Genomic DNA, 11,646 nt, shown 5'->3' on the forward strand with positions numbered 1-11,646 from the left:
GCGGCGCGGCAGCGGCGGCATGGTCCAGCCCGCCCGGGTCGGCCGAACCGGGCGAGTGGCCCCTGAGCTGCGCAAATAATTCCGACCTGAGATCGAGGACGAGGCCATGGGCGTGCGCGCGGCCCCCACGACACCGAGGCCGCCCCGGGACCTCTTCGGTCGACCGCCCGCACAGCCGCTGTAGCATCACCGGTAATGCGTTGGGTCATACCGCAGCAGTGGGCCCCCGACCGAGGAGCGCAAGGTGATATCCGGCCAATCGACGACCGCGCTCGCCGTGCGGGTCGGGCAGGCGACGCACACGCTTCACCCCGCGGCCGGTGTCGCCGTCATCGGCAGAGACGCCGGGGCCGCGGTACGGGTGGACGACGAGCGGGTCTCGCGGTCGCACGTTCGGCTCGAGCCGCACCGCGACGGCTGGCAGGCCTTCGACACCAGCACCAACGGGATGTTCGTCGACGGGATACGCCGCAACTCGGTCCTGCTCACCGGCGCCACCACGATCTGTCTCGGCGCGCCCGACGGGGCGGCCGTGACCCTGACCCCGCAGCACCCGTCGGAGGTGACGGGCGAGGAGTCGACCCAAGTCGTGCGCCCGTTCGACGCCGAGGACGAGCAGTGGTGGGAGGGCCAAAGCGACCCCGGCGTCATCCGCGCCGGCGGCGCGGTCGCCGAGCGCCGACAGCAGCTGGGGATCTCCCAACGCAGCCTGGACCGCGACGGAATCATCAACGCCGGCGCCCTGATCAACTTCGAGAAGGGCCGCAGCTGGCCGCGTCGCAGCACGCTGGAGCGGCTGGAGAAGGTGTTGGACTGGCCCACGGGCCACATCACGCGCATCCGCCGCGGGGCGGTTCCGGGGCCGGCCGGTGGTGCGGCCAGGATCGGCCCGCCCAGGGCTGCCGGCGACGAGGCCACCGAGGTGCTGACCGACTCGGTTCAGGCGCCGCTGATGGCCGAGACGGTGGAGCTGGCCATGCACACCCTCACCGCCGCGGTCGCCGAATTGCCCGAGCCGACCGATCCCGACTTCACCCCCAGGGCCACCAAAATACTTGCCGACCTGCGCAAGCTCGAAAGGCTGGCATCGAGCGCGGCGCGCAACGCCAAAGGCAGCCCGTCGGTCATCCTGGCGCTGAGCAGCGTGCGGCGCAGCTACAACGATTTGATGCGGCGGGCGGCGGGCTCGCCGGCGGCGACCCTGGGCCAGCGGCTCTACGGCGCCCGGCACCGGGCGGAACTGAGCCTCGAGGAGGCGGCCAACGGCGCCGGGCTGCCGGTATCCGTCCTCGAGGACACCGAAGCCGAGCGCGGCATCGCTCCCGAGGCGGCACGGGCCATCGAAAACCTGATCGCGCAGCTGACAATCGGTTAACGACCCGCCGGCGGCGCCGGGGGCTGTGCCCACGGCGCCCCGACCGCGTTGGCGTAAGCCTGGGCGGCTTGGCGGTGCAGATTCCTTCGCGCGGTGTGGTTTTCGAGTAAGGCAATCCAGTTCCAGCCCAGGATGGAGGCCACACTCCACCACCCGGCGAGCAGGTTGTGCACGAGCGCGTCGTGCAGTGCGGCCTCGCATTGCGCGAACGTTCCTGTGACGGTGTAGGTCTGGTTGAACATGAGTACCACCGCGCCGGTGTGTTTCCTGATCCGTACCCGGAACAGCGGTTGGTTGCCGGGTGGCGGCGGGGGCGGGTAGTTGGCCTGCCAGGGGGCGTGGGGCGGCCGGTAGGCGGGGTGCGGCGCAGACATCTTTCCTCCGTAATGGGTGGGGCGGTTCGGGTGTTCACGGCGCAAGGCCGCTCCGAGGGGACGGGTCAGGCCTGCGAGATCGCGGCGGTGGTTTTGGAGACGATGTCGCTCGCCTCGCTAGTGGTGCCGAACCCGCACCACAGGGTGTCGACGATGACGTTGTTGGCCAGCCCCATGGCGCGCTGGCATGATGCGCCGCGGCCTCCGGGCTGGGTTTGTGTGGTGGCCAACGTGGTGTCGGTGGCCTGCGGCTCGCCGAGATCCCAGGTGACGGGGGCGTGGCCGGGGGTGGTGACGGTGATCGGCCGGTGGGCGCAGCCAGCCCAGCGCGCCTTGGCCTGGCTGAAGAATTGCCGGGCCGAATCGGCGTCACGGAAGCCGATCAGCACCTGCACCAGCGCGTGCTCGGGAGCGACGGGTGCGGCGTCATCGAGTATCTGCCCTTGCACCGCCGTCCAGTTGCTGCCCTGGTAGGCGGTGGCTTCGGCGGGTGAATAGGTGCCCACGCAGCCCGGGTTGGAGACCACATTCTCGTCGTGCCACATTCGCGAGACCGGCCTGCGCACTGCCATGGCGGTGGTGTGCCCGATCGCGTCGACCTCGTCTTCCTTGAGCAGCAGATCGGCCAGGTTCTGGGGCAGGATCGCCGCCGGCTGCCAGTGGCCCAGGTCCGGGGCCGCGGCGGGGTGTCCGGTGGCGGTGGTGGTGCAGCCGCTCAGCACCACCGCGAGGGCGACGGCGGCGAGCATTGCCCAGCGGGCGCCGGGCGCGAAGCGCGCTCTGCGCCCGGCGCTGCCCCCATGCGGGGCGCCGGTCATCGGTCCAGCTCGGTGTTGCGGTGAAACAGCGCTCATGTCGGGTCCTCCTGCCGGCTCGTGCGGTATGGCAGGGACGCTAGCAATTAAAACGGAGCAGTGCAACGTTTAGAAACATTGCACTATGCCTAGCGCTGTGCTTCAATCTGGACTATTCACGACAACGCCGTAGTCACCTCGTTCCGAAGGACGCCCCATGCCCGACCACCCGCACCCGTCGATGACCAACACGACCTATCCCGCCCCGGCAAGCGGCCCGGCGGTACCGCGCAGCGGTTCCCGACCCGCCCCGACACCGCCCGCCGCCCCCGGGGACGAGATCACCACGGCGTTGCCCCGCCGGCCGTTCGGGATTGCGGGTCCGCCCGCGGGTCCGCCGGCGATGCTCACCTGGGGGCCGGTGCCCGGATACCTCCCCGCGTTCGCCCCGGCGCGCCGGCGGCGTCAGACCCCCTGGACGCAGATCGCCGTGGGGGCCGCGGTCGTGGTGACGCTGGTGGTCGCCGGTTTGGCGATCAGCGTGGCCGGCAGCCCTGACGACACGGCGACCTCGACATCGATGCCCGCGCCGACGACTTCCGCGGCGCCGATCGACCCGGGCCCAGCACCGCAGGCACCCACGGTGCCGCTGTCGGCGCTACCCGGGCTGATGCTGGATGTGGCCACCATCAACACCATCGAGGGCGCCACTGACATCGCACCGTCACCCGACTCGGCCAACGACAACGCGGCCTACAGCGGCCTCGACACCGACCGGCCCGAATGCGGCGAGATCCAAGCTCCCGCGCTCGAATCGGAGCTCGACGGCAGCGGCTGGATCGGCGTGCGTACTCAATCGCTGCAAGACCCCGAGGGCGCCCGGCACCTCAACCACAGCGCCGCGATCTACTTCGCCACCGCCAAGGCGGCCAACGACTTCGCGGCCAAACAGGCGCAGGCTTGGCCGAAATGCAACGGCGCCAGCCTGCACCTGACCGTCCGCCGAGAACCCACCAGCATCTGGATGGCGGGCACGGCCACCAACCGTGACGGCATGCTCAGCATCACCAACACTCAGGAAGGCGCCCGGGGGTGGCAGTGCCAGCGGGCCCTGACCGCACGCAACAACATCGTCATCGACGTGCGCAGCTGCGGCGACAACCGCACCGATCAAGCGATCACCATCGCCACCCGGATGGCCGAACGCGTCACCACCCGCTGAACGAGCACGGACACCGCGGGGCCGCGAACGCCATCACACTGCGCGCGAACCCGGATCACCACGAGGAAGGGGCGATGATCGGAATGCGCATGGGGCTTAACGCCGTTCGGCTGGACGAGGCGTTGATGTCCCAGCGGCGCCGGCCAGGCCGGCGGCCGGTACGCCCAGCACCCGACCTCAAACCGCGCCAGTCGATCGGCGTAGTCATCAAGCAAGCGATGCTGCCCGACACCGAGCTCTCGCCCTTCTTCGATCAGGCATTCACGATCGATGCACGACGTCGCGCGTCGCCGGGCAATGATGAACAAAATCGGACGAACGAATCTGATGCGCCGGTGGGAGCGGCTACCATTCTGCTGGTCTGGTCGGGGTCGCCACGGGTGGCCGGCAGTGGGCGCCGAAACGAGGGGATGGGAATGGGGGATGGGCACGCGCCGCGCCGCCGCTCCCGGAGGATCGGCCACCCGCGCGACGACGCCGACCAGGGTGCCGCCGGAGCCGACCGGCACCGAATGCGCGGGGAGGAGAAGCGAATCCGCGACCGGGTGCGACGGCCGGCCGTGCTGAGCGCCTCCCTCGCCGTGGTGGCCGCACTGGGCGGCGGCTGTTCGACGGTGGTGACCGGCAGCGCCGTCAAGTCCGGTGGCCCGGCGCCGGCGGCGGCCAACGTGGCGCTGCTCGACCCGGGCAACTACCCACGCCGGCCGCGCCCACCGCTGGGCACCGTCGCCGACGACGCAGCCGGGCGTCGTGTCGAAGCCCAGCGGATGGCAGAGATGGTGGCCGGCCCCTGGCAGGTCGACGGGACGATGATCAGCCCGCTGAGCGCCGAAATAGCGCCCACCACAGCGGTTCCCGAGCCCGGGCGGCTCTCGGCGCTGGTGCGCGGTGATTCGATCGCCGCGATCGCCGCCGCGCATCACTTCGTGGCGGGCTTCGTCAGCGGACGCGCCACCCCGCCACCGCCACGCGGACAACCCCCCGCTGATAAACCCAAGATCCTGGACAACGGGGTGTTCCGCTTCCCCGGCCCGCAAGACGCCGCCGACGCGGCGGCAGCCATGGCCGCGGCCGACATGGCCACCATCCGGCCGGGGAACATCCCGGCCACCCGGCTGTCAATCCCGCAGTACCCCAACGCGATCGCCAACGTGGCCCCCCTGTCCGGAGGATTCGAGGCCGAAGCGTTCACCGCTCACGGACCCTACGTGCTTTTCCAGTTCGCCGGCTCCAAAGAGAGCGCGGGCGCGGTCGCCGACATGATCGCCAAAACGCTCGACTTGCAAGGCCCGATGGCCGACCACTTCCAGGCCACACCCGTAGACCAGCTGGCCGCCTTGCCCGCCGACCCGACCGGACTGCTGGCCCGCACCGTGCCCGCCACCGACCCCGGCGTCAACCAGGCCGCGGTCTATCCACCACACGGCTCGCTGCATTTCCGGTCCGACCCGGTGGCCACCCAAGCCGTATACACCGACGCCGGAATCAACCGCGTCGCCGCCGACCGCACCACCGTCTACGAGGCGGTCGATAGCACCGGTGCCCAGCGGGCCGCCGACGGGCTCGCCCGCATCGACGTCCCCTTCCTGGGCTACCGCTCCGCCGCCGGAATCAATGGACTGCCCTCGGCGCACTGCTTCGACCGCGGGCCCGATACCAGCGAGCTGGGCGGCGTTCGCTATCTGTGCGTCGCGACCGCCGATCGTTACGCGTTCAAAGTTACTGCCGCTCAGGAACTCGAGGCGCACCAGATCGTCGCCGCCCAATACCTGATGTTGACCGCGCCATGACGCGCCGCGTCCGCCAGTGGACCGTCGCCGCCGCGGCCGCGGCGTTGACGGTCGCCTGCAGTTCCACGGTCGCGGGGACCGCTGTCAAAGCCCCCGGGACGGACAGCACCGATGGCGTCGACCTCGCCCTGCTCGACGCCGGGAACTTCCCGACCACCCCGCGCGACCCGCTGGGAACCGCCGGTGACGCGCTGCGCGGCGGCTGGGCCGAAGGACGTCGCCTGGCCGGCGCCGTGGTGGGCCCCTGGGAGGCCGACCCCGACCTGATCGACTACGCCCAAGTCGATTCGGGCGTGGTCAAGGACGCTGACGCGGTCAACTCGCTGCTGGGCGCCCCGATGGGCGAGGGCCTGGGCGGCCACAACCTACTGGCCGGTTTCTCCAGCGCCCGTCACACCGAGAAGGGCCCGTACAAGGGCCTGCTCAACATCGTGCTGGAGCTGGCCAGCCCGGCCGATGCGACCGCCGCGGCCGCCGCCATGGCCGCCAGGGGCACGGCCTTGAAAATGCCCTTCGAAACCAAAACCATTCCCACGCAGCCGTTTTCGATCCCGCGTCACCCCGCGACTGCGGCGCTGACCTACCAGTGGACCGCGCGTTACCCTGACCCCGGCGGTCCACGGTTCTCGGTGACCGCCCTGAGTGCCCACGGTCAATATGTGCTGGCGCAAACGGCGACATCGTCCGACAATGCCGATATCGCAGCCCAATTGATCGCCACCACAATGGATTTGCAGCAGCCCTCGGTCGACGCCTTCAAGCCCACGCCGCGCGATCAGCTGGCCCAGCTGCCGCTGGACCCCGACGGGCTGATGGCGCGCACCGTGGCGCCCCGACAAGAGAACGAGTCGATCAGCGACGGCATCTATGACCCACACGGTGCGCTGCACTTGGCCACCGATAACCCGGTTCACCTACAAGCACTGTACAAATCCGCCAATGTGCAGCGGGTCGCCTACACCCTGGAAACCAGTGTCTATCAAACGCCCGACGCCGGCGCGGCGGCGCGGATCGTCGCCGACATGTCCGGGCCGCACCAAGTGGGCGGGATCAGCGGCATGCCCAAGGCGAAGTGCTTCAACGAGACATTGGGCTATTGGTGTGTGGCTCGCGCGGATCGCTACGCCTACGAGATGCAAAACGAACAGGAGAATGCGCTGCACCAGATGATGGCCGCCCAATATCGCATGCTCACCGGGAAGTGAGCGCCTGATGCCGCTTGCTGTGGGAACGATCATCGCCGGATACCGCATCGAAGGTGTGCTCGGTTCCGGCGGGATGGGCACGGTGTACCTGGCCCGCCACCCGACGCTGCCCCGCAGCGATGCGTTGAAGATCCTGTCCGCCGAGCTGTCCGTGGACCGCCAATTCAGGGTCCGTTTCACCCGCGAAGCCGACTTGGCCGCCACCCTCAACCACCCGAATATCGTGCGGGTGTACAACCGCGGCGAAACCGACGACGGACACCTGTGGATCGCCATGGAGTACGTCGAAGGAACCGCGGCCAACGATCTGGACCGCGCCAACCTCACCCCGGCCCGCATCGTGCGCATCATCACCGACGTCGCCGCCGCACTCGACTACGCGCACTCCCGGCGGGTGCTGCACCGCGACATCAAACCCGGCAACTTCCTGATCTCGGCTCCCGGCAGCGACCATGAACGAGTGTTGTTGGCCGACTTCGGTATTGCGCGCGCCCTCGATGACGCCACCACGTTGACCGCCACGGGCTCCATGGTCGGCACCGCCGCCTACGCCGCACCGGAGACCATCGAAGGCGGCCCGGCCGACGCCCGCAGCGATATCTACTCGTTGGGATGCGCCCTGTTCCGGCTGCTGACCAGCCGCACCCCCTACGAGGACAACTCACTGTCGGCGATGTTGGCCGGACACCTGATGCGGCCCGTCCCGCGCCCCACCGACATCAACCCCGGCCTGCCCGGCCAGATCGACGACGTGATCGCCCGGGCACTGGCCAAAGACCCCGCCGAGCGCTTCCCGACCGCGGGCGCACTGGCGGCGGCCACCGCCGCCGCGCTCACCAATAACCCCGCGCCGCCCACCACCGGCCCCAGCGGGCTACCGGCAGGCAGCCCGACCAATCCCACGCTGACCTATCCGCCCACCGTGCCCCCCGGGGCGGCCGCCGCACCGGGGTGGCCCGCCTACCAACCCCACGGGGCGGCCGGCGCGCCGAATCATGCCGCGCCCCAATGGTTCGCGGGCATGCACCCGGCGGCCGGCGGGCCGGCGCCACCGCCTCGGGCCAAGCGGCGCAGACGCACTCGCCTGATCGTGGCGGCGACCGTTCTCGTCGCGGCGCTGGCCGCCGCCACGGTCGTGGGCATTCACCTGGTCGGCCGCCCCGGCGGCGGACTGGGCCCCTACCAACCACAAGCCCTCAGCACCAAGTTCGGCACCCTCAAGCTCGAGCACCGCCCGATGGCCATCGCCGCGCTCGGGCCCGGCGATCCCGATGCCGTCCTGTCGCTGGGGGCCCAGCCGGTCCTCATGAACGCGACCAACGCGACGGTGCCGAACTGGCTGCAGCCGCTCATCCACTCATCCCCGCCGGTGTTCGCCGCGGCCGACACCGCCGCGATCACCGCCGCCAAACCCGACCTCATCATCGACACCGGCGACATCGACCAACCCACCTTCAACGCATTGACGGCGATCGCGCCCACCCTCGCCCGACCCGCCGACGACACTCAAGGGTGGACCTGGCAGGCGCAACTGAACTGGATCGCCACCGCGCTCGGCCGCACCGACGCGGCCAAGACCCTGATCGACAAAGCGCAGTCGGAGCAGAACACCATCCGCTCGGAGCACGGCAGCTTTTCCGGCAAATCCGTCCTCGTCGTCAGCTACACCGGCACGACCACGACCGCCGCCGTGGACCCGTCGCCGCCGAGCGGCTACCTGGAGAGCGTGGGCTTCACCTACAACCCCCACTACCAGCGCAGCCCCGGCGGACCCGCGGAAGTCCCGTTCAACATCAACGACGCCGACTACGTCTCTCAGCGCAGCGATGTGATGCTGCTGCTGCGCACCGACCCCGCCGCCGGCGGCGGGGGATACGCCGGCCTGCCCGCCAGATACACCAGTTTCGGCGGCACGCTGGTCATCGTCGACGACCCCGCCGCCATCGCCGCCCTCGACGCCGGCGGTCCCGCGGCCACCACGTACCTCAACACCGCGCTGGTCCCCAAGCTCGGCAACCAAATCCGCTGACGCCGTCGCGGCGGGGGCCGTCGCCCGACACCGGGCGCCGGTAATGTCGAATTCGTGCGTAGTGAAGGCGATACCTGGGACATCACAACGAGTGTGGGTTCGACGGCGTTGTTCGTCGCGACGGCCCGAGCGCTGGAGGCGAAGAAGCCCGACCCGCTGGCCGTCGACCCTTATGCGGAGGTGTTCTGCCGCGCCGTGGGTGGGTGGGCGGCCGACGTGCTGGACGGCCGGGCCCCCGATCACGAGCTGACGACGGCCGACTTCGGCGAGCACTTCGTCAACTTCCAGGGCGCGCGGACCAAATACTTCGACGAGTATTTCCGTCGCGCCGCCGCCGCGGGCGTGCGGCAGGTGGTCATCCTGGCGGCCGGGCTGGATTCGCGCGCCTACCGCCTGGACTGGCCGGCCGGCACCACCATCTTCGAGTTGGACCAGCCACAGGTCCTCGACTTCAAGCGCGAGGTGCTCACCGGGCAGGGCGCGCAGCCCAAGGCGGAGCGCCGGGAGATCGCGGTTGACCTGCGCGACGACTGGCCGCAAGCGCTGCGGGACAGCGGCTTTGACGCCGCCAAGCCGTCGGCGTGGATTGCCGAGGGCCTACTCATCTACCTCCCGGCGGCCGCGCAGGAGCAGCTGTTCACCGGCATCGACGGCCTGGCCGCCGCGGGCAGCCACGTCGGGGTCGAGGACGGCGCGCCGCTCGACCAGGACGACTTCGAGGCGAAACGCGAGGAAGAGCGCGCCGCCATGGCCGACGGTGCCGAGCGGCCGTTCTATCAGCTCGTCTACAACGAGCGGATCGCGCCGGCCACCGAATGGTTCGGCGAGCGCGGATGGACCGCGGTCGGCACCCCGCTGGCCGACTTCCTGCGCGAGAACGGCAGGCCGGTGCCCGGGCCGGACGTCCAAGCCGGGCCGATGGTCGCCCGCAACACCCTGGTGAGCGCGGTCAAGGCCTGACCCGTGCGGTCGGGCTCCCGATGAGTTCTCCATGAGTTGAGCGCGCGCCGGAACTTTCGCGCGCCGCCCGCCGACTACTACCGGGCTGATCCGTGCGCCGCCTAACAGCCCGGGCGGCGTCGATCTCAGCCCGGCGAGGAGTCTGGCGTGGCGCTGCACGCTTTTTTCGATAGCCCGGCCGGCGGCCGACGATGACCGCGCCGGTGTGGATGGCGCTGCCCCCGGAGGTCCATTCTGCGCAGCTGAGCAGCGGCCCCGGGCCGGCCGGGCTGCTGGCCGCCGCGGCCGCGTGGAGCTCGCTGAGCACCACCTACGTCTCGGCGGCCGACGAGCTGTCCGCGACCCTGTCCGCGGCCCAGGCCGGGGCGTGGGAGGGGCCCACCGCCGAACGGTACGTGGCCGCCCACGCGCCCTATCTGGCATGGCTGATGCGGGCCGGCGCCAACAGCGCGGCGGCCGCGGCCCGGCACGAGACCGCGGCCACGGCCTACACCGCCGCGCTGGCCGCCATGCCGACATTGCCGGAGCTGGCCGCCAACCACGCGGTGCACGGTGCCCTGGTGGCGACGAACTTCTTCGGTGTGAACACCATCCCGATCGCGCTCAACGAGGCCGATTACGCGCGGATGTGGGTCCACGCCGCCACCACGATGTCCACTTATCAGGCGGTATCCACCGCGGCGGTGGCCTCGACCCCGCAAACCGACCCGGCGCCGCCCATCGCGAACGCCAACGACAGCGGCGGCGACAGCGACGACACCGGGATCGTCGACAATGACGGCGGCGACCCGACCCAGCTGAGCTGGTGGATAAACCGCATCACCGAGATAACCGATACGTTGGCAAAGGATTTGGCGGAATTTCGCACGAACCCGGTCGACGCAATAGAGGATTTGCTACACGACATTTTCGGGCCCGCCGGACTCATCGCCGACGAGTTCACCCACGTGGGCGAGGCCCTCCAGACGTTTCCGCAGCTTGCGGCTCTCCCGCTCGCCGTGCCCGGTGCATTCGGGGGAGGTATAGCGGGGTTGACGCTGCTGGCCGCGATCCAGCCGGGCGCGGCCCCGATCGCGCCACCCGCGGCTGTGCCCGCACCGATGCCCCCGGCACCGAGTGCGCGGGTTGTCGTCGGCGCTCCGGTCATGAGCGCTGCCCCGGCCGCAGCCCCGGCGCCGTCTTCCGCCCCGGCGCCGGCGCCCGCGCCGGCCGCGGCACCTGCGACCGCCGCGCCACCACCGCCGCCCGTGACCGGCGCCGAGGGAGCCGCCTTCCCGTACCTGGTCGGCGGTCCCACGATCGGGACGGACACGGGCATGGGCGTTGGCGCGCAACGAAAGGCGCCGGAGCCCGATTCGGCGGCGGCCGCGGCGGCCGCCGCGGCGCAGGCGCGCGAGCAGCGGCGGGCACGCCGGCGCCGCCGGGCGGCGATGAACGAGCACCAGCGCGGCTACCGGTACGAGTTCGTCGACTCCGACGGCGGGACGGGACCCGACGGGCTCGTCGAGCCGGCACCGTCGGCCATGACGACGGCGTCCGATCAGGGGGCGGGCACGCTCGGTTTCGCCGGAACGGCGAGCAACCCGACGGCCGACGCGACCGGCCTGGCGACGCTGGCCGGCGACGGGTTCGGCGGCGGGCCCTCGCTGCCGATGCTGCCGGGCTCGTGGGAGCCGGACTAGCGGGGACCGGCCGGCGTTGCCCGGAACTTTTGGGGTGCGGCGGACGACTACTGGCTGCGTGTTCGTTCCCGAAGCGCCCACGCCGTCCGGTGATCGGCGAGGGGGGACTCGGATTGATAATGAAAATGATTTTCGATAAGCTCGGCCGCTTAGGAGGGGCTGACGACGGCCTGCCAACCCGCTGCGGCCGCAAAATATCCGGAAATGCGGATAAA

At 70.6% G+C, this 11,646-nt stretch carries 10 protein-coding genes; 7 read left to right on the plus strand and 3 right to left on the minus strand.

The window, feature by feature from the left end; genetic code table 11:
* Nucleotides 1–244 precede the first annotated feature (244 nt).
* Entirely contained in the window at nucleotides 245–1,375 is a 1,131-nt protein-coding gene (locus G6N51_RS20920; RefSeq protein ID WP_083176792.1) for an FHA domain-containing protein, read from the plus strand.
* Here the strand turns inward: G6N51_RS20920 and G6N51_RS20925 are convergent.
* Nucleotides 1,372–1,749: a hypothetical protein gene (locus G6N51_RS20925; RefSeq protein WP_163750779.1), complete on the minus strand. Its 378-nt coding sequence runs from the start codon at nucleotides 1,747–1,749 to the stop codon at nucleotides 1,372–1,374. The two genes, G6N51_RS20920 and G6N51_RS20925, sit on opposite strands and share 4 nt — an antisense overlap.
* A 65-nt stretch (nucleotides 1,750–1,814) precedes the next feature.
* Nucleotides 1,815–2,603, minus strand: coding sequence for a sensor domain-containing protein (locus tag G6N51_RS20930; RefSeq protein WP_083176822.1), 789 nt, complete (start codon nucleotides 2,601–2,603; stop codon nucleotides 1,815–1,817).
* Between the two features lie 157 nt (nucleotides 2,604–2,760).
* Between G6N51_RS20930 and G6N51_RS20935 the strand changes: the two genes are divergently transcribed.
* The gene (locus G6N51_RS20935) at nucleotides 2,761–3,765 is read left to right on the plus strand and encodes a sensor domain-containing protein (RefSeq protein ID WP_163750781.1); all 1,005 of its coding nucleotides are present in this window, start codon (nucleotides 2,761–2,763) and stop codon (nucleotides 3,763–3,765) included.
* Here G6N51_RS20935 and G6N51_RS20940 read toward each other — a convergent pair.
* The gene (locus G6N51_RS20940) at nucleotides 3,714–4,073 is read right to left on the minus strand and encodes a hypothetical protein (RefSeq protein WP_142275268.1); all 360 of its coding nucleotides are present in this window, start codon (nucleotides 4,071–4,073) and stop codon (nucleotides 3,714–3,716) included. The genes G6N51_RS20935 and G6N51_RS20940 overlap by 52 nt on opposite strands.
* Before the next feature lie 27 nt (nucleotides 4,074–4,100).
* Here G6N51_RS20940 and G6N51_RS20945 point away from each other — a divergent pair, with 27 nt between their 5' ends.
* The 5 genes from G6N51_RS20945 (at nucleotide 4,101) to G6N51_RS20965 (ending at nucleotide 11,431) form a co-directional block, all read left to right on the plus strand.
* Entirely contained in the window at nucleotides 4,101–5,555 is a 1,455-nt protein-coding gene (locus G6N51_RS20945; protein ID WP_232078445.1) for a DUF7373 family lipoprotein, read from the plus strand.
* A complete protein-coding gene (locus G6N51_RS20950; protein ID WP_083176352.1) occupies nucleotides 5,552–6,760 on the plus strand; it encodes a DUF7373 family lipoprotein in 1,209 nt (402 codons plus the stop codon). The genes G6N51_RS20945 and G6N51_RS20950 overlap by 4 nt, the downstream gene beginning before the upstream one ends.
* A gap of 7 nt (nucleotides 6,761–6,767) precedes the next feature.
* A complete protein-coding gene (locus tag G6N51_RS20955) occupies nucleotides 6,768–8,789 on the plus strand; it encodes a serine/threonine-protein kinase (RefSeq protein WP_083176350.1) in 2,022 nt (673 codons plus the stop codon).
* 54 nt (nucleotides 8,790–8,843) lie between these two features.
* Nucleotides 8,844–9,749, plus strand: a complete 906-nt coding sequence (locus G6N51_RS20960) for a class I SAM-dependent methyltransferase (protein ID WP_083176348.1) — start codon at nucleotides 8,844–8,846, stop codon at nucleotides 9,747–9,749.
* A gap of 191 nt (nucleotides 9,750–9,940) precedes the next feature.
* Nucleotides 9,941–11,431, plus strand: coding sequence for a PPE family protein (locus G6N51_RS20965; RefSeq protein WP_083176346.1), 1,491 nt, complete (start codon nucleotides 9,941–9,943; stop codon nucleotides 11,429–11,431).
* The last annotated feature ends 215 nt before the right edge of the window (nucleotides 11,432–11,646 follow it).

This window comes from Mycobacterium paraseoulense, from assembly GCF_010731655.1.
Classification (GTDB): Bacteria; Actinomycetota; Actinomycetes; order Mycobacteriales; family Mycobacteriaceae; genus Mycobacterium; species Mycobacterium paraseoulense.

What these genes read in the sequence shown, in the direction of transcription:
- G6N51_RS20925 (WP_163750779.1), bottom strand. Translation starts at nt 1,749, where the DNA reads ATGTCTGCGCCGCACCCCGCCTACCGGCCGCCCCACGCCCCCTGGCAG.
- G6N51_RS20930 (WP_083176822.1), bottom strand. Translation starts at nt 2,603, where the DNA reads ATGAGCGCTGTTTCACCGCAACACCGAGCTGGACCGATGACCGGCGCC.
- G6N51_RS20935 (WP_163750781.1), top strand. Translation starts at nt 2,761, where the DNA reads ATGCCCGACCACCCGCACCCGTCGATGACCAACACGACCTATCCCGCC.
- G6N51_RS20950 (WP_083176352.1), top strand. Translation starts at nt 5,552, where the DNA reads ATGACGCGCCGCGTCCGCCAGTGGACCGTCGCCGCCGCGGCCGCGGCG.
- G6N51_RS20955 (WP_083176350.1), top strand. Translation starts at nt 6,768, where the DNA reads ATGCCGCTTGCTGTGGGAACGATCATCGCCGGATACCGCATCGAAGGT.
- G6N51_RS20965 (WP_083176346.1), top strand. Translation starts at nt 9,941, where the DNA reads ATGACCGCGCCGGTGTGGATGGCGCTGCCCCCGGAGGTCCATTCTGCG.